Genomic DNA, 19,416 nt, shown 5'->3' with positions numbered 1-19,416 from the left:
ATTTTATTATGGAAATAAAAAAAAGTGCTACAACGAGCATTATTAGAAGAGAAAGTAAAAGATAGTTTTTATGTTCTTTCATGGTTAAAACAAATCAATAGAGCAGTAAATAACGCTGGCAAACAGAGAAAATAGATAAGAAATCGAATAAGAAAACATTTTTTTCTGCGAGCTATGACTCTTAAGCCTTATAACGGATGCAGCAAACCAAATAAAAACACACCCTTCAATAATTGCCATACTGAGGTAAAATAGAGCCTTTTTCAAAAATAGTGCTGGAAGTAAGCTAGTTAATACGAGTAACACGCTATAGATTAATATATATTTCCTCGTTTTTTCTGGACCATAAACGATATTGAACATTGGAATCGATGCTTTTGTATAATCTTCAGATCTATTTAAGGATAGAGCCCAAAAATGTGGTGGAGTCCACATAAAAATTATTAAAAATAGAATACAACTTTCCCAGCTTACAGAGTCAGTTACAACCGCCCAGCCAATCATTGGAGGAAAAGCACCTGCTGCACCACCAATAACAATATTCTGCGGAGTACGCCTTTTGAGCCAAATTGTATACACAAAAACATAAAATAATATGCTAATTGCAAGCAAAGCAGCAGAAACATGGTTCACTGCTATTGCCATGATAAATACTGACAATATTCCAAGAGTTATGCCAAATTCAAGCGCGCTTTCTGCAGAAACTCTACCTGAAGGTATAGGGCGGTTTTTTGTTCTCTCCATAAGCAAGTCTATATCTCTGTCATACCACATATTTATTGCACCTGCAGATCCTGAACCAAGAGCAATGCACATAAGAGATATTAGTGCAAGGAAAGGATGAATGCTACCTGGTGCAGCAACCATTCCAGCAATTGCAGTAAACACTACAAGGTACATTATCCTTGGCTTCAGCAAATGCCAAAAGTCCAATATTGTCGATTCAACGTTTAACAAAGCACTTATATACACTTTATTTTACCACTGGTGGCTTTTCGAAAGTATGAAAAGGTGGTGGTGAAGATACCGTCCACTCTAAGGTATCACCCCCCCAAGGATTATCTCCAGTTTTTTTGCCCCACTTAAAGAGATGTATAACTATAAATACAAAGAACATAACTGAAACAAAGGACATATATGAGCCAATTGAGGATATATAATTCCAAGGGATAAACGCGTCGGGATAATCAGGTATACGCCTTGGCATACCTGCTAATCCCAGGAAATGCTGGGGTAAGAAAGTGACATTGGTGCTAATAAAAGTGAGCCAAAAGTGTATCTTTCCTAAACACTCGTTATATTGCTTACCTGACATTTTGCCTATCCAATAATAAAAACCGGCGAAAGCTCCAAATAATGCAGCAAGCGACATGACATAGTGAAAGTGAGCAACGACATAATAGGTATCGTGCAAAAGCTTATCTATTCCACCGTGAGAAAGAATTATCCCTGTTATACCACCTCCAACAAACATGAAAATAAAACCTAATGCAAATAGCATTGGTGTCTTCAATTCAATCGCTCCACCCCACATAGTTGCAATCCAACTAAAGACTTTTACACCAGTTATAACACCAATGAAAATTGTGCTAGTGCTAAAAAATATAGCAGCATCCTCGCTAAGCCCAACAGTAAACATATGGTGAGCCCAAACCATAAAGCCAAACGTTGCTATTCCTATCATAGCATAAACCATTCCCATATAACCAAATACTGGCCTATGAGAAAAAGTTGACACAACCTGACTGATGATACCAAATGCAGGAAAAATAATTATGTAAACTTCTGGATGACCAAAAAACCAAAACAGATGTTGAAATAACACAGGATCACCACCACCAGCAGGATCAAAAAAGGAGGTACCTATATTACGATCAGTGAGCAGCATAGTTATAGCACCAGCAAGTACCGGTAAGGCAACAATTAACATAAATGATGTGAGTAAAATAGACCAAACAAATAGTGGTATCTTAGTGAGTGACATACCTTTTGCACGCATATTGAATATGGTAACTATAAAGTTGATCGCCCCAACAATTGATGACATACCAGCAATATGAAGTGCAAGTATAGCAAGATCAACTCCTGCACTTGGGTGGGACATAATTTGCGACAAAGGTGGGTATAAAGTCCATCCTGTTCCAGGACCTTCGCCAGCAAATACCGAGAGGATAAGCAAAATAAAAGATGAAACTAACAACCAAAAACTTAAATTATTCATACGAGGAAATGCCATATCTGGTGAACCAATCATGAGAGGTACGAACCAATTACCAAATCCTCCCATTAAGGCTGGCATTATCATAAAAAACACCATTATTACCGCATGCCCTGTAATCATTACGTTATATAGCTGGTAATTATTGTTAAGTATATTAATATGCATTAGCTGAGTACGAATAATTACCGATAATAATCCACCAATAATTCCAGCTAATATGGAAAAAATAATGTATAGTGTCCCTATATCTTTGTGATTAGTAGAAAACAGCCAACGTCTTATACCTTTTGGTGCATCACTCATATCTATACTCCAAACTTAACTTACTAATTTTTTATCTTCAATCCACTTATTAAAATCTTCTTTACTCACTGCTTCAACAACAATTGGCATAAATCCATGACCTTGACCACATAGTTCATAACATTGCCCATAATAAATACCGGGCTTCGTGACGTTAAACCATGCTTCATTCAGCCTACCTGGTATTGCATCAATTTTTATACCAAAAGCCGGTATTCCCCAGCTATGTATTACATCTCCTGCTGTCACTTGTAAACGAATATTAGTATTGATAGGTAAAATAACGTTATTATCAACAGAGAATAGTTTTAAATCTCTTTCGGTAAAGTCTTCTTTTCCTTTTATATAGCTGTCAAATGAAATACCTTGATATTCTGGGTACTGGTAACTCCAATACCATTGATGACCAATAACTTTTAGTGTTATGTCAGCTTTTGGCACTTTCTCCTGTAGTTTAATTAATTCAGCATTTTTAAAAGCCAATACCCCAACAATAATCGTTGGTATAACAAACCAGATAATTTCTACAAAGATATTATGAGTTATTTTACTAACATTTTTCACTTTGCCCTTACGAAAGCGAAATACTACATAAGCAAGCAGGGCCCATACAAAAAGCATAATTGCAATCATTACACTCATCACAAACGAATGTGACTTAACTATAACCTCCATTATCTCAGTTGCAGGCGCAGGAAATCCAAATTGCCAAGAAGTAGGAGCAGAAGCAATTGATATGTTTGAGTAAAACATTATCAATAATGCAAATAACTTCACCATATTTTTTGCTGTAAAACTAACTGTATAATAATATATATAAACTTACTATGCAAACAGAGATTATAGAATGTACACAAGTGTTTTGCTAAATATTGAATCAAAAGTAAATGATGATTAATGTTTTTTTAGCATTTAATAAATATAATAATACGATACTAACTTGAGGAAAAAGCATTTACATGAATCTATTTTAAGTTAAAATATTATAATATTTTAAGTTAAGTATTTACTTTAAGGAAATTCTATAATAAGTTTAATAGTGTCTGTTATTGCTAATAACCCTCTAGCCTCACACCTAAAAGCAGTAACAGACACTATTAAACTTTAGGTAAGTTTGTCTATTTATAATTCATTAAGGTACAAATCTTACTAATTCCTTTAATTCTATTATACAGCTGAGTTTACTAATTAACCTTTAATGTTTACGTTAGCATTTGCATCTTAAATCAAAGATTTACATATTATAGAAAATAATTATAAAATAATACACTACTTGTGTGTAAATTTTTTTGCATATCAAACTCTGTAAACAAATTTTTTAGAAAAGCCAAATAAATTATCTCTCTATGAAAGATCTATCGAATGTTGCAATTATAGGTGTAAACAAGAACGATAAAAGAGTGCGGGATTGAGTAACTACATATACTTCTACTGGCATACCAGGATATAGGTATACGTTTTTAAATTGAGCAAGTTCTGATTTTGGTATCACCACTCGCACTGAATAATAACGCCCCATCCTTGGATCATCAAGAGCATCAGGGGAAATATGGTTTACTATACCGTTAATTAAACTTAAGCGACGTGCACTATAAGCGCTCAGCCTTACTTTAACTTTCAGCCCTTCTAGTCCGTCGATAGAGACTATATTGCTATCTTTCTTTTTTGCTGACAGTATCTCTTCTATGTTTCTGGTTAGAACTTTAGCATCTATTATTAGATCATCATCTGATGGTACTATACTCATGATTGGAACTCCAGATTGTATAACACCACCTTCAGTGTGGTATCTTATATCTGTAACTATACCATCTTGAGGTGATTTAATTATTGTACGTGCTAACGAATCTTCAGCAACCATCAGCCTCTCTTTTAAGTCTGCAATAGATGTATTAACTTCCTTAAGCTCAGCATTTGCTCTTTCTTGAGCATCATTCTTCAAATTTATAATCTCTAACTCATTTTCTCCAATCTTTTGCTGTACTTGAGATATTGCAGAACGGTAATGTCCAACTCTACCCTCAATTTCAGCAAACTGTTTTTCTAAAGCTAAAATGTGTGGTTTGCTTATATGGCCACTATCAAGTAATTGTCTTTTTGTTTCTAACTCCTCAGTTATCAAGTCATATTGCTTATGGGCTGCATTTAGTTGAAAATTTAGCCCTGCTAATTCATCATTTAACTGCTTTATACGTTGTTGCAGTATGTCAGTTTTTCCTAATATACTCTTTCTCTGAGAGTTGAACAACTTTACCTGATTCTTTATCGCTTTATTTACAGGTTCATCGTTAGATAATCTTTTAACCTCATCAGAAAATTCTAGCGTATCTAAGTCTCCCCTAATTGCAATAAGTCTTGCTTCAGTTGCCAAAAGTGATAAGAGTTTTTCTTTAATTATACTTAAATTTGCCTTTTCGTTAACATCACTTAATAAAACTAAAGGCTCATCTTTTTTAACTGCTTGACCTTCTTTTACTAAAATTTTGCTTATTATTCCCCCACCCAAGTGTTGCACTATTTTTCTATTTGAAGAGACAATAACTTCTCCACTTGCATGCACTGCTCCGTCAATTGGAGCTATAGCTGACCAAATACCACCTATTCCAAAAAAGATGAATATCACCACTAAACCAAAAAATAGTGGTCCCCATGTGACTTTTAGGACTTCATTTACGTTATTACTCTCACGTTTAAAAATAAAATTTATCATCGCATCAATCCATGCGAACGTCTTATCCAAAAATTGATATTTCTTCTTTCTATTTCCTGCCCTTTGCATATCTATATCATCACTACCAATCAGGCCTGTCAAAGAAAGTCCAGCACTAAGCTTTTTTAACTTACTCATTATAATACTACTGCGAATTCTTGTTAATCAGGATAACACACAAAAACAAAGAATCTATACCTTAAGTACTTTACTTAGACTACGGAACATCAGAATAAACTATTTAGTAACAATTCTTATACTCCATTCAATGGTTCAGCATTAGGCTAGAAAATCAAAAAGGTTTTACAATAACCATAATAACTATAATTATTATTAACACTGTTACTGCTTCGTTTAAAACACGAAAATAAACGTGAGTTTTCTTATTCAAGCCCACTGCAAAATTTTTCCTATGCTTTGCAAGTAGGACATGAATAGCAAACATTAAGAATAATGCTAGCGCTTTTACATGAAACCACCCTTCGCGATATGCTTCCCTAATAATCATTAGCATAATTCCAAAACTAAGGGAGAAAAGCATTGCAGGGTTTATGATATATCTAAGGAATCTCTTCTCCATTATTTGAAGTAAGCTGTCATTTTCTGACCCTGGTTTTACAGATGCATGGTAAACATAAAGCCTTGGTAAATAGAGCATACCTGCCACCCACATAATTACAGAGATAACGTGAAAAGCTTCAAGCCAGTGATAGTAATCCATATAGATAGTATTATAAAATGTTAAAAATTTCTGGTATGATCTCAATTTAATAAAAGAAAGTCAATATGAAAGCAGAAAATTTCACTAAAGAACAGGTGATTGGATTCTACAGAAAAATGCTTCTCATACGCAGATTTGAGGAAAAAGCAGGACAATTATACGGAATGGGATTAATAGGCGGATTCTGTCACTTATCAATAGGGCAAGAAGCAGTTGCAGTTGGGACTCAAGCTGCATCAAAATCTGGTGATGCTTTTATCACAAGCTATAGAGACCATGGCTTAATGCTTGCATGTAACTCTGATCCGAATGTTGTGATGGCAGAACTAACCGGCAAAGAAACAGGGTGTTCAAAAGGCAAAGGTGGCTCCATGCACATATTTGATGTTGAAAAAAATTTCTTTGGTGGACATGGAATAGTAGGTGCACAAGTCCCAATTGGCACAGGAATAGCATTTGCTAATAAATACAAGAAAAAAGATAACGTTGTATTCACATATTTTGGTGACGGTGCTGCAAATCAAGGACAAGTATATGAATCATTTAATATGGCATCTTTGTGGAAGTTACCTGTGGTTTATATCATAGAAAATAACGAATACGCAATGGGAACTTCTGTACAAAGATCAACTTTAGTAACTGAACTATATAAAAGAGGAGAGAGTTTTGGTATTCCTGGAAAACAAGTTGATGGAATGGATTTTTTCTCTGTCTATGAGTTAACAAGTGAAATAGCTGAGCATGTACGTGGGGGAAAAGGACCTCTCTTGCTTGAAATGAAGACATATCGATATCGTGGCCATTCAATGTCAGATCCTGCTACTTATCGCTCAAAAGAAGAAGTTGAAGATATGAAGCAAAATCATGATCCTATAAGCACCCTAAAGCAGTATATAACAGACAATAAAATCGCTTCTGATGAAGAATGCAAAGCTATTGATAAGGAAATACGAGATTTAGTAAAAAAGTCAGAAGATTTTGCTAAAAATAGTAAAGAGCCAGGCATTGATGAACTATATACTGATGTTTATAAATTTGTTAGCTAATCAGTTGCCATCAAAATTATGTTTTGGCCTACTATAGATATTTTTTGGCAGCACTTAACTTTATTATATAACAGCCTAGTCAATAGAAACTGTAGTAACTCTTATATTATTGATATACAACGCTCTTGGATCATAGGTTAAATGAGTTTTATTTGACTTTTTGTGCTAGTTTGCAGAATATAAAGTTATTAATTGAATAAAATACATGACAAAAGAAAACTGGGAGACAGTAATTGGACTTGAGGTACACGCTCAGGTTTCTTCTAAGACAAAGCTATTTTCTAGTTCACTAACGGAATTTGGCACTGAGCACAATACTCAAGTTTCTCTAGTTGATGCAGCAATGCCAGGTACATTGCCAATATTAAATTATTTCTGCATAGAGCAAGGAATATGTACCGGTCTTGCACTTTCTGCAGAAATTAATAAATGCTCTTACTTTGATCGTAAAAATTATTTTTATCCCGATTTACCACAAGGTTACCAAATAACCCAGTTCTTTGAGCCAATAGTTAAAAATGGTAAAGTGTTTATCAATAATAATGAAAAAGAAATAAGAATCGCAAGAATTCACTTAGAGCAAGATGCAGGAAAGAGTATTCATGAAGAAAGCAAAACTTACGTAGATTTAAATCGTGCAGGTGTTGCTTTAATGGAAATTGTTTCAGAGCCAGATCTTCGTTCATCTGCAGAAGCTGCAGAATTCATGAAAAAATTGAGGCAGATTTTGCGTTACATCGGTTCATGTGATGGTGATATGGAAAAGGGGTCACTTCGCTGTGATGCAAATGTTTCTGTTCGCCCAAAGGGTAGTAGCACATTTGGCACTCGTTGTGAAATAAAAAACTTAAATTCAATACGTTATATTGTACAAGCTATAGATTATGAAGCACAAAGGCAGATCAAAATTTTGGAAAGCGGAGGAGAAATAAGTCAAGATACCTTATTGTTTGATGTCACTTTAGGAAAAACAAAAGTGATGAGAAGCAAAGAAGATTCAAGTGACTATAGATATTTCCCTGAACCTGATTTGCTACCTGTTGAAATAAGCCAAGACAAAATTGATTCTATTAAATCATCTTTACCCGAGTTGCCAGATCAAAAAAAACTTCGATACATAGAGGAATTAGGTATCAATGAATATGATGCAGACGTTATCACTTCTGATAAAGAAATTGCCGATTATTTTGAAAAATTAGCAAAAAAGCATGATTCAAAGATTGCAGTTACCTGGTTAACCGTCGAGCTTTTCGGTCGTTTAAATAAAACAAATATTGATATTGTTAGCTCTCCAATTAAAGCAGATGCTTTATCCGAACTCCTCGACTTTATCGTCGATGGAACGATCTCTGCTAAACTTGGTAAACAAGTTTTTGATATTATGTTTGAAACTGGAAAGCCTGCATCCCTTATTATAGAAGAGCAGAATCTCAAGCAAATAACTGACACATGTCAAATCTCAGAGATAATAGATAAAATCATCAATGACAACCAAGATAAAGTTCAAGAATATAAGGGTGGTAAAACAAGATTGTATGGGTTCTTTGTTGGTGAAGTCATGAAATCCACCAAAGGAAAAGCCAGCCCTGATGTCGTAAACTTGGTTTTGAGTGAAAAATTAAAATTGAGTGCCTAGGTGTACGGTCCCAGATCTTTTGCTATTTGCTTGACTTGTTTCTTTACATAGCTTCTAATTTAAATTCTGCTGTCTATTCTCTTTCATTCATAACCTTTTGCAAAACGTTTTTGCTTTCTTCTCTGCTGGTCACTATTGCTTATATAAAGCAAGTACAGTACTGAATGATGTTGCAAGCACTCAGTTCGGCAATATTATCGATTTAAGACGAAGTTAAGATTTCGATTTTTTATTCAAACTCTTCTGAAAGTTTTTATACATATTGAAGACATCTTGATAATTTAGGTGAGTGTAAACTTGAGTAGTTTCAAGGCTTGAGTGGCCAAGCAGCTGTTGTATTGATCTTATGTCAATATCTTCCTGAAGCAAATGAGTAGCAAAACTATGGCGAAATGCATGTGGAGATAAAATTTCTGGTAAGTTTAAAAATCTTCTTATTTTTTGCAAACGATTAGCAACATAAGTTCTTCCCAATTTTTTTCCTCTTACCCCCACAAAAAGATGTCCCGCTTCGTCAAAGTGGGGACAAGCTTTTATATATTTTTGTATACACTTTTTTACTACTGGAAGAATAAATACCTGCCTTTGTTTATCTCCCTTACCTGTTACTATTAAACTTTCATTGCTAATATCACTAACCTTAAGATTCAGTGCTTCAGTGATTCTTAAGCCCGTACCATATAGCAGAACGACAATTGCAATTTCTCTTTTTACCACCCAAGGCTCGCCTAGATCAGGCAATTTCATTTCTTTCAATAGAGTTTCTATGTTAGATATTGAAAGTGCTTTAGGTAGAGTTCTTCTCTGAATTGGCCTTGATAAAGAAAATACCGCTTCATTATTTATTTCATAATTGTTTTTTATATATTTGAAAAAATTTCTGATTACTGACAATGCGCGAGTGTTAGATCTTGCATTTACACCTCTTGCATAACGAGAGGTAAACCAACTTCTCAGTTCAGGTATGCTTAATTTTTCTAAAGAGCCAACATTTACTTCTTCACCAATGTGAGTATTTAGGAAACTTATAAGATCTTTGAGGTCCCTCATGTATGACTCCAAAGTGTTTGGTGAGTAAGACCTGTTGTACTTTAGCCAATCATACCATTTTTCAATGATTGAACCGAGGTCCACAGTTACTTTTTAAAGAAAGCATCGATGCACGCATCCCTAAAGGCTTCATTTATATCAGGATGAGAGTGACAAATTCTGTATATATCCTCTGCTGCTGCACCATATGCCATTGCAACCGCTGCTTCATTGATTAGCGTATCAGCGTATGCTCCTATGATATGTACACCGAGTATTGTATCTGCTTTGCTACAAGTCAGAACTTTCACGAATCCCTCAGCATCGTCAGTGACTTTTGCTCTACCGTTTGCAGCAAATTGACATTTACCAACTTTATACTTTCGACCAGCACTTTTTAGTTCTTCTTCAGTTTTACCGATTGAAGAAACTGCAGGGTGGGTGTAAATGACTGACGGTATGATTTCATAATCAACGTGAGGCAATTGCCTTGCTAGTATCTCTGCAACTGCCACCCCTTCTTCCTCAGCTTTGTGAGCAAGCATTGCTCCACCAATCACATCACCAATAGCAAATATTCCTTTCACATTAGTTTCATATCTGTTGTTAACTTGAACGAAACCGCGATTATCTTTTTCCATTTTTTCATCAATACCAAGACCATCAGTACATGGTTTGCGTCCTGCTGCCACCAATACCTTATCCGCCTCTATAGTGTTTGTTTGATTATCTTTTACAGAGCAAACTTTCACACTCAAAGAGTTACTACTTTGTTTTATTCCCTCAACTTTAGTGCTAAGTAAAAATTTTATTCCTTGTTTTTGTAGACTAGAAAGTAGAGACTTACTTAATTCTCCATCCATTGCTGCAGCGATTCTGTCAAAAAATTCTACTACAGTGACTTCAGACCCTAGCCTCCTCCATACAGAAGACATTTCAAGCCCTATTGCTCCGGCTCCGATTACGACAAGTTTTTTTGGTACTTCAGTTAAAGACAATGCACCAGTTGATGAAATAATACTTTTCTCATCGATATTAATTACTGGCAAAGAAATAACGTCAGAACCGGTTGCAATTACTATATTTTTTGTCTTCAGCACCTTACCTTCAACTGAAACTTCAAGATTGCCTTGATCAAAAGAAGTAATTTTTCCAAGTCCATTGATCTTAGTAATTTTGTAAAGGTTAAACAGATATTCTATGCCTTTTCCAAGTTCCTGAACTCTAGCGTCTTTATAGCCTATCATTTCTCTCAAATCGAGACTTACATCCTTAACTTTTATGCCAAGTTTTGATAGATTATTTTTCGCGCTAGCATACTGATAAGAGGAATGGAGTAATGCTTTTGATGGTATACACCCAACTCGCAAACACGTGCCACCAAAAATGCTATTTTTGTCTATACAAGCAACTTTGAGTCCAAGTTTTGCAGCAGCAATAGCGCATTTGTAACCACCTGGACCACCACCTATAATAATCAAATCATAATCAGTCATAAAAAACAAACCTATTTTCTAAAGAATAAACACCATTTCCTTCAGTCGTTATATACATCTTACCATGGGTAAATACTGGAGGATGAAACACATTACCGGGTATTTTAATTACCCTTCCTGTACTTTCAGATCCAGGAAAAGCAAATATTGAACCTTTATTACTTGTTACCCAAAGCGTATGGGCATACATAATTGGAACAAACAATTGCACATTCTCTATAAAATCAGATGTCCAAACTGTTTTTCCACTTTGTATGTCGATGCCAATTACCTTATTATCTTTAGTCACCATGAAAATTCTTCCGCCTTCTTTTCGTTTCTCTGCAGGAATAAGAGGGCTATAATATGACTCAATGTTTGATATACTTTTTACTTGTAGTGGCCTTGACCATAAAATATTTCCTGAGTTTACGTCAATGCTATAAATATAAGAGTTGCTCGTAGCTATTAAGATATTATCGTGTACTCTAGGTGTAGTAGTTACATCTGTAAGCTGTGTGTCTAAAAGATTTGTAGCTAATTTTTGGCTCCATAGTTTTTTACCTTCTTCATTAAAAGCTATTAACTCGCCATTTGAAAATGGTGCCATTATTTTATCATTAGAGACTGCTGGTGAGATGGAATATAAACCTCGAACCTCATTTATACCATTTTGATAAGCCCAAATGGGGCTGCCATCTTTTATATCAAATACATGTAGATAGTTATCAATAGTCAATACTACCAACTTATTGTTTATTACTATTGCTTTCCCTCTTGCCGGAGCTCTTAATTCTTTTTCCCATTGAATCTCCCCTGTTTTCGCATCTATTGTGTGTAGAATGTTATCCACTACAAAGAAAACATTTTCTTTGTAGCTCGATAAACTCATATTACCAATTTTTTTCCTACTTGAGAGGTATAATTTCCAATTTATAACTCTTGGGTTATCGATATCAAAGGAATATAAGGTACCGTGCTTGTCTGGTAAAATAACGCTATTTTCTGTAAGTATTGGAGCTACATATCCTTGAGATAATTTTTTATCTACTAAACTTATTCGTTCGCTTGCCATTGTATAGTTACTATACAATAACATTATCATGACAATTATTATTTTCATTATTTAGTGAAAACAAGATCCATTAATATACATACTAGAAACGTAAATCACAACGAAAATGTTCTTAATTGTGGATCAAAAGCATTAACGTAATGTCATGCCATTATGTAAAGATTCTCTTACTGTAATAATTTTTATCAAGTATTGGTTAAAACACATTTCGATAGCCCAGACTAACGCTGTCAGTAATATTACCATAATATGAAATGGAAATGGATGCAGCATTTTCACGATGAAAGATATTGTTGTAATGTCATTCATTTAAACTATGCATATCAATTTGAAAAATGTACATTGTCTTATGCTATAGTACCTAAAAGTAAATGCTCAACATACAAAATAACGCTTCACTTTGCAGGCAATGGATATTCTTGGCAGTACTTGCTCTTGCTTGTTCTGGACTGCTGTCAATAATTGTTATTTTTCTACGATTGCCTTTTATTTCTTCTCTCATTCCTTCTGCACAATATATCTTTGATAATGCACTGGTGATACACGTAAATTTGTCAATTTTGGTATGGATGTGCTCTATAATATCTCTGCTATTCATCATAAACTTAAAACACACCAATCATTGGTTTAACTTCTCATGGATTCTTTCAATCCTTTCCATGCTGCTAATGTTTATATCTGCATTTGTTCCAAATACTGAAGTTATCAAAAGTAACTATATACCTGTATTACAAAACAAATTATTTTTACTTGGACTCAGTCTTTTCATTACCAGCATATTGATAAATACAGCTCTAGCCTACATATCAAATAAACAAGACTCATATCTTTCAATCGGACAAATTGGCCTGGTCATTATACTTGTGTCATCATTTCTTTGTGTTGTTTTAGCACATAAAAATATGCCTCCAGGTCTATATCACTCAGACAAGAATTTATTTTATGAATATCTCTTTTGGGGAGGCGGACATTTACTGCAGTTTGCCTTTGCTCAAGCAATGTTTTTAGTTTATTTGATCATACTGAATGCTCGCTATATTAGTCTAAATAAAATTACCATTTTACCACTATTTATAAACACAGTTTTGACCGTAGGTGCGCCGTTTATATACTTTATTTATTCGGCGGATAGTGCTGAATTGATACAGTTTTTTACCTGGCATATGAGAATTGCTGGAGCAGTTCTGCCGTGCTTTTTAACAATATTAGTGTATTGCAACACAAAAACTCTGCTCAATGATAAGGGCAATTATCTTCTCCACTCGTTTGTATTGTTCATTTATGGAGGTGTGCTTGGAGTGCTAACTATTGAAGGAAATGTCACTATCCCTGCGCATTATCACGGTTCTGTGGTTGGTATTACTATAGCTTTTATGAATTTTGTCTACTGGCTGTTACCAAAATTGGGCTGTAAAGAAATAAAAAGCTCCATAGTAAGATTACAGATTTATGCATATAGCTTGGGACATTTTCTCCACATTACTGGACTTGTTTGGCTTGGTGGATATGGTGCCTTAAGAAAAGTTGCAGATCTGCCAAGTATTTCATCAATGTTGGCACGTGCTTGTTTTATTACGGGTGGAGCTATATCAGTTATTGGTGGAATGTTATTCGTAATAATTGTGATTTTACATCTTCTTAAAGGCAAGGCTCGTACCAACTAACCCACAGAAACAAAACTAAAAATTTTAGTGTAAAATTACTATATTTACTTTGTACTATGGCTCAAACAACCTGCTTCAAATTTGGAAAGGCAATGAAATGAAAAAAACTATATCAAGCTAGACTGAATTCTTATTTGCTACTCCTTGTGGTTCTTGTGTTCCATTTACTTGAGAGCTAGGTTTCATTATTAAACCACCAGCTAAGAATGCAGATACTGTTGCTATAACAACGATTAACCACATGTCCAATTTAGTTGTATGTTCAAGTGTAATATACACTACTAACCCAACAGCAAGACCAGTACTAGCAGTAGCGATGTATGTTGCTTTTTCTTTTAGTTGTTTATTTGCTTCATTTTTGGTTTCTAATATTTTCTTTTCTTGCTGTAACTGCTGGATTTGAGTATTTATTTTTTGTTTCAGTTCATTCGATACTTCACTTTTTAGTTCATTTTTTATTTTATTTTTTAATTTAGATATTGCCTTTTCTGGGCTTTTTTTAACTTCTAGTTCCAACACGTCCTCAAGCAATTCTGCTAGTTTTATTTTTTCGTTGGAGGGCAGATAGTATGGATCATATAGAGCATTAACAAGATCTTGTAAATCAGAAAATTTAAAATCAGGCATAATAAACCTCAATACTAAAAATTTATCGTGTAATACATAAAAAACTAAAATCAAGAAATTTTGTATTATAAACTAAAATGTCAGACATTAAAATTGCTGTATTTGCTCAATTGTGCTAACTTAAAGCTTAAAACTGAAAAATATTTATGTTGGAAGAAAAATACAGCTTTAGAGAAGTTGAAGACAAATACAATGTATTATGGGAAGGAAGTAAAGTTTATAAATGGAGTAGTGAAAAGGGTAACACTTTCACTATAGATACGCCCCCACCAACGATATCAGGAAAGTTGCATATTGGCCATATATTCAGCTATTGCCACACAGACTTTATTGCAAGGTTTCAGCGTATGCTGGGAAAAGATGTATTTTATCCAATTGGGTTTGATGATAATGGCCTTCCGACTGAAAGGTTAGTTGAGCAAACCTATAAAACCCGCGCAAAAGAAGTTGGCAGAGAAAAATTTATAGAGATGTGCCATGAGGTTATTGAAAAATCAAAGCAAGAATTCAAGGAATTGTTTAAATCAGTTGGCATTAGCTATGACTGGGATTTGGAATACCACACGATCAGCAAGGAAGCTGTGGCACTTTCTCAAATGTCATTCATTGATCTATATAATAAAGAGTATGCATACAGAAAAATGCAACCTATTCTTTGGGACCCAGTCGATAAAACTGCAATTGCACAAGCAGAAATAGAGGATAAAGTCTTTGAGTCATTTTTGAACACGATAGTTTTTTCCACTGAAGAAAATGAGCAGATTAAGATTGCAACTACACGGCCTGAGTTGCTTCCAGCATGTGTTGCAGTTTTTTGCCATCCAGAAGATGCACGCTACACTCAGCTGATTGGAAAAATAGCCGTGGTGCCAATAACAGGAGCAAAAGTTCCAATAATAGCTGATGATAAAGTTAAAATAGATAAAGGTACTGGGCTTGTTATGTGCTGTACGTTTGGTGATGAGCTCGACATATATTGGCAGCAAAAGCATGGTCTGCCGATGAAAATTATTATCGATCAGGATGGTAGGATAAGTCTAGATTCAGTGTATGGTAATAATAGATCCCAGTGTCAAGGCACTGGGATGACAAAGGGGAGTGACATTCCAGTGCTTGACACTGGAATCCAGCCATTAGAGGAGACACACGCTCCAGCGCGTGACGCTGGAATCTACGATGAAATAAATGGCCTAAGGGTTAAAGAAGCAAGAAAGAGAATTATTGAAATCCTAACTGAAAAGGGCCTTTTGATAGAAAGTACTAACATTTCTCATTTCGTAAAGTGTGCAGAAAGATCTGGTGCATCACTTGAAATATTACCAACTTATCAATGGTTTATCAAGACTTTAGAGCAAAAAGCTCAAGTGTTAGATAAAGTAAAAAAGTGTAGTTGGCATCCAAAGTCTATGCGTAAACGCATGGAGGTATGGATAGAAGGGCTAAATTGGGATTGGTGCATTTCAAGACAGCGTTATTTTGGTGTGCCATTTCCGGTGTGGTATTCAAAACGTAAAGGGGAGGAGGGTAAAATCATTCTAGCTGAAGTAAAGGATTTGCCTATCGATCCACTCAAAGATTTGCCAAAAGGGTATATTAAAGAAGAGGTTACCCCAGACCAAGATGTAATGGATACGTGGGCCACAAGTGCGATCACTACTCAACTAAGTGCACTGGCAGTAAACAGTGAGCTCGGTTTACCAAGCCATCGGTATGATAAGATATTTCCTGCAGATCTGCGCAGCCAAAGCCATGAGATAATAAGAACTTGGGCTTTTTATACGATTTTGAAGGCACATTATCATGCAGATTCACTGCCGTGGAAAAATATCATGATTAGTGGTTGGTGTTTGGCCGATGATAAAAAAAAGATGAGTAAATCAAAAGGTAATATCATCACTCCTCATGTAATGCTTGAAACCTATGGAGCTGACGTAGTACGCTATTGGGCAGCAAACTCAAGACTTGGAGTTGACACAGTCTACTCTGAAAATATCTTCAAAATTGGCAAACGACTTGTTACGAAACTTTGGAATGCTAGCAAATTTGTTTCCATGTTTATGGAAAAACATCAAGCATTGAGCATAAATTCCATCAGTGAGACGATGGATAAGTGGATATTGTCCAAATTATATAAAGTGATAGAAAAAACGACGAACAACCTATTACAGTTTGAATACTGCGAAGCTTTGAGCGCAATAGAAGAATTTTTTTGGAAAGATTTTTGTGATAATTACTTAGAGTTAGTTAAAAAACGTGCATATGGAGATGCATTGGACAGCGAGGCAAACATGAGTGCGAAACAGAGTTTGGCATATGTACTCAATATTATTTTGCGGTTATTTGCACCATTTTTGCCATACATTACAGAGGAAATATATCATCAGTTGTATAGTTATAACTCTGTTCACAATAAAAGTAATTGGCCTAACAAGGAAGAACTTATCTATGATAAGTATTCTGAGGAAATGGGAGATAATTTCGTACAGATATTAAACCTTGTGAGAAAAATAAAAGCAGATAATAACGTATCAGTTAAGCATCTTATACAAAAGTTGATGATAAAAGCGAGTGTAAAAGAGGATGAGTTAAATTATTCTGCTCAGCATGATTTGCAGTCAGTTTGCAATGCTGAAGTGATAGAATGGGTTGAGAGTACAGAAGCAGAGATTATAACTGAGAATGGAAAATTTACTGTAAGTTTATTGATTGATGTAACTTAGCATTCATATTACTATACTAATTATTTAGTTGTAAGATAATAATGATTGGTAATTCATATGATAATAAAATTGAAGAACAAAAAGATGATTATCATGACTTCATTCAAAGGTTTTTGTTTTTGCTCGGTAAGATAAAAGAAAAGAATAAATCAATTCACACTGCTGTAGCTAGTTTTCGCATATTATCTTTTTTAATAAAATACAATGCCAATTTTAATGAAGATGAAGTGTATAAAGCCGTTATCCAAGATTTCAATAATGTAAAGGAGGCGAGACTAGAGCTTCAAGATAAGGCTAAAAAAGTATTGAATGGGTATATTGAAAGTGGCGTTGAAACAGTGTCAATATATGGTAGTTGTGCGGAAGTTAAATTGGGAGCTAATAAAAACAAATTCAAAGTCAGTGAGTTTTTGAATAGTAATTTGTGCCAAGATAATGGAATTTCAGGGTTTTCAACTCTGCATAGCAATGGAAAAAATGGAATGCACGGTTTTGTTTCTGAAGAAGGAATAAGGCACTATGTTGTAACTGATGGTGCATACGAAATGACTCTGAATTGGTGTGATGAGGACGGAAAAAAGTGCACTATTATAATTAATATTGATGCTAATTGTATAGAACTTATCGAGCGTAATCGTGTTACTGATGATCAATTGAAAGCAAATAAAGATGTAAAAATAGGTAACTTATTCTTGTATCAAATAAAATTTAGAAATAAGGAGAAAGGCAATCATAAATCATCTGAGATTGTGATAGAAAATAGTAATAGAAATATTAACATTCAAACAACTCAAGAAATTGAGCGTGGCAGCAAAGAAGCTCAAATAGGCAGTACTAAAATGCAAGACAAAATTGCACAAGTTGTAGATGACAGCTTAAACGAAAGAATTAATAAATTGGAAAAAGGAAATACAAGATTAACTGGAAATAATCAAACTATATTAGAACAATTACAGCAAAAAATGAGAAAGGTGGAGGAATTAAATGGAAAGGTAAGGGAAAAAGATGAAGTTTTGGCTGAAGTAACACAAAAACTCAAGCAGCTAAGTGATTCGGTAGAGAGTGAATTTGAAAGGAGAAAAGTAGAGAAGGAAAAGTTAGAGGAGAAGTTAAGGAAAGCGCAAAAAGAGATACAAAAGTTAAGTAAAGAAAAAGCTGAATTAGTGCAAGAAAAGCAAGGCTTGGAAGAATATGCTAAAATTCTAGTTGTCAAAATACAAAAACTAGTTAATCAAATAGGGCGATCAGATCTTAAACTGGATGAATCAATAAATGAAAATAAAAGGTTAGAACAAGAATTGAATGATACTAAAAAAGATTTAGGTGATAAATATAGTGAAATCCAGAGATTAGAAAGTCAATCACATGAATTAGAATCTAAAAAAGTAACAGAATTGATGACATGTTTAGAAAAGAAAGAGAAAAAAATAGCAGAGTTAGAAGCGCAGTTGCAAAAAGAAAGTTCTGAAACTTATGATTTAATACTTAAATCATCGGATTTAGAAGAAGAAAAAAGACGATTACAAGAAAAGTTAAATGAAAAAACTCAAGAAGTGATTAAACTAACTGTAGATTTAGAAGAACTAAGTAAGCAATCGGAAGAGAAAGAAACTAAATATTTCAGTAGGATTAAAGAGTTAGAAAAAATTCTTAATAAAGAAAGAAAAAACAGTGAAGAGTTGGAAAATTATAGCATCAATCTGGAGGAAGAAAGTCAAATTCAACATGAAAAGTACAAAGAGTTACTATTTGAGAAGCATTCTATAAAAGAAGAAATTTCAGATTTGAATGATCAATCTTCATTAGTTCATCAGAATCGTGTGAGCTTAGCACAAGATTTGGCAAAAAACATGATATATTTGTTCAAAGAGAATGTAAGAGAAGGAGATAAAGTGATTATATCGCAGGAAACTGTATTAGAGATTGTGAATAGATTGGAGGAATTAATCAAGAATGTTGGAGTCAGTGATCAAGAAATAAAAGGAGTAATTGAAGAAATATCTGTACAAACTAATGATAGCCTTGTTCCTTCAGATATAAGTAATGGAGATTTATCAGCACTACCAAATAAAGAGCTGGATGAAGCTTCATATTCAGAAGATTTTGGATATTCTAGTAGATGTTCTATTCCCGTCTGATGCCACCTTGCATTTTGAGTTTAGTTAGAATATCAACTAAAGCTTATCACT

15 protein-coding genes are annotated in these 19,416 nt (G+C 34.3%); 5 read left to right on the top strand and 10 right to left on the bottom strand.

Translation table 11 applies throughout. The features are described from left to right. Positions 1–84: 84 nt before the first annotated feature. The 5 genes from JKF54_RS00775 to hemJ all read right to left on the bottom strand — a co-directional run bounded on the left by JKF54_RS00775 (position 85) and on the right by hemJ (position 5,955). Positions 85–972, bottom strand: coding sequence for a heme o synthase (locus JKF54_RS00775; protein ID WP_211908226.1), 888 nt, complete (start codon positions 970–972; stop codon positions 85–87). A gap of 1 nt (position 973) precedes the next feature. After that, complete coding sequence (ctaD, locus tag JKF54_RS00770; RefSeq protein ID WP_211908224.1) at positions 974–2,524, bottom strand: cytochrome c oxidase subunit I; 1,551 nt, start codon at positions 2,522–2,524, stop codon at positions 974–976. A 15-nt stretch (positions 2,525–2,539) separates the two neighbouring features. Further along, entirely contained in the window at positions 2,540–3,304 is a 765-nt protein-coding gene (coxB, locus tag JKF54_RS00765) for a cytochrome c oxidase subunit II (RefSeq protein WP_211908222.1), read from the bottom strand. A gap of 556 nt (positions 3,305–3,860) precedes the next feature. After that, positions 3,861–5,372, bottom strand: coding sequence for an HlyD family type I secretion periplasmic adaptor subunit (locus JKF54_RS00760; RefSeq protein WP_211908220.1), 1,512 nt, complete (start codon positions 5,370–5,372; stop codon positions 3,861–3,863). 154 nt (positions 5,373–5,526) lie between these two features. Further along, a complete protein-coding gene (hemJ, locus tag JKF54_RS00755; RefSeq protein ID WP_211908218.1) occupies positions 5,527–5,955 on the bottom strand; it encodes a protoporphyrinogen oxidase HemJ in 429 nt (142 codons plus the stop codon). 65 nt (positions 5,956–6,020) lie between these two features. Between hemJ and pdhA the strand changes: the two genes are divergently transcribed. Together pdhA and gatB are read left to right on the top strand one after the other, a co-directional pair. Next, entirely contained in the window at positions 6,021–7,001 is a 981-nt protein-coding gene (gene pdhA, locus JKF54_RS00750) for a pyruvate dehydrogenase (acetyl-transferring) E1 component subunit alpha (protein WP_010401363.1), read from the top strand. 205 nt (positions 7,002–7,206) lie between these two features. Then, positions 7,207–8,637, top strand: a complete 1,431-nt coding sequence (gene gatB, locus JKF54_RS00745) for an Asp-tRNA(Asn)/Glu-tRNA(Gln) amidotransferase subunit GatB (RefSeq protein WP_211908216.1) — start codon at positions 7,207–7,209, stop codon at positions 8,635–8,637. A gap of 213 nt (positions 8,638–8,850) precedes the next feature. On the opposite strand, the gene JKF54_RS00740 is transcribed toward gatB, so the two are convergent. The 4 genes from JKF54_RS00740 to JKF54_RS00725 all read right to left on the bottom strand — a co-directional run bounded on the left by JKF54_RS00740 (position 8,851) and on the right by JKF54_RS00725 (position 12,525). Further along, a complete protein-coding gene (locus JKF54_RS00740; protein ID WP_010401376.1) occupies positions 8,851–9,771 on the bottom strand; it encodes a tyrosine-type recombinase/integrase in 921 nt (306 codons plus the stop codon). Positions 9,772–9,773: 2 nt separating this feature from the next. Next, positions 9,774–11,162 (bottom strand): dihydrolipoyl dehydrogenase, encoded by a 1,389-nt coding sequence (gene lpdA, locus JKF54_RS00735; protein ID WP_211908214.1) that lies wholly within the window; start codon positions 11,160–11,162, stop codon positions 9,774–9,776. Further along, positions 11,155–12,264, bottom strand: coding sequence for an outer membrane protein assembly factor BamB family protein (locus JKF54_RS00730; protein ID WP_211908212.1), 1,110 nt, complete (start codon positions 12,262–12,264; stop codon positions 11,155–11,157). Before JKF54_RS00730 ends, lpdA begins: the two co-directional genes overlap by 8 nt. 84 nt (positions 12,265–12,348) lie before the next feature. Beyond that, positions 12,349–12,525 carry a hypothetical protein gene (locus JKF54_RS00725; protein ID WP_211908210.1) on the bottom strand — a complete coding sequence of 59 codons (177 nt, stop codon included), beginning with the start codon at positions 12,523–12,525 and terminating at the stop codon, positions 12,349–12,351. Positions 12,526–12,587: 62 nt separating this feature from the next. Here JKF54_RS00725 and JKF54_RS00720 point away from each other — a divergent pair, with 62 nt between their 5' ends. Then, positions 12,588–13,880 (top strand): cbb3-type cytochrome c oxidase subunit I, encoded by a 1,293-nt coding sequence (locus JKF54_RS00720; RefSeq protein WP_211908208.1) that lies wholly within the window; start codon positions 12,588–12,590, stop codon positions 13,878–13,880. Positions 13,881–13,997: 117 nt separating this feature from the next. On the opposite strand, the gene JKF54_RS00715 is transcribed toward JKF54_RS00720, so the two are convergent. After that, on the bottom strand, positions 13,998–14,507 hold the full coding sequence (locus JKF54_RS00715) for a hypothetical protein (RefSeq protein ID WP_246433196.1): 510 nt from the start codon (positions 14,505–14,507) through the stop codon (positions 13,998–14,000). Positions 14,508–14,653: 146 nt separating this feature from the next. Here JKF54_RS00715 and JKF54_RS00710 point away from each other — a divergent pair, with 146 nt between their 5' ends. Both JKF54_RS00710 and JKF54_RS00705 read left to right on the top strand, forming a co-directional pair. Continuing rightward, positions 14,654–17,227, top strand: coding sequence for a valine--tRNA ligase (locus JKF54_RS00710; RefSeq protein WP_211908206.1), 2,574 nt, complete (start codon positions 14,654–14,656; stop codon positions 17,225–17,227). Between the two features lie 41 nt (positions 17,228–17,268). Then, entirely contained in the window at positions 17,269–19,365 is a 2,097-nt protein-coding gene (locus JKF54_RS00705) for a coiled-coil domain-containing protein (RefSeq protein WP_211908205.1), read from the top strand. Positions 19,366–19,416: the final 51 nt, after the last annotated feature.

It is taken from the genome of Wolbachia endosymbiont of Spodoptera picta (genome assembly GCF_018141665.1).
Taxonomy (GTDB): Bacteria; Pseudomonadota; Alphaproteobacteria; order Rickettsiales; family Anaplasmataceae; genus Wolbachia.
The sequence above is the reverse complement of the archived record's forward strand: the minus strand, read 5'-3'. Positions and strand labels throughout refer to the sequence as shown.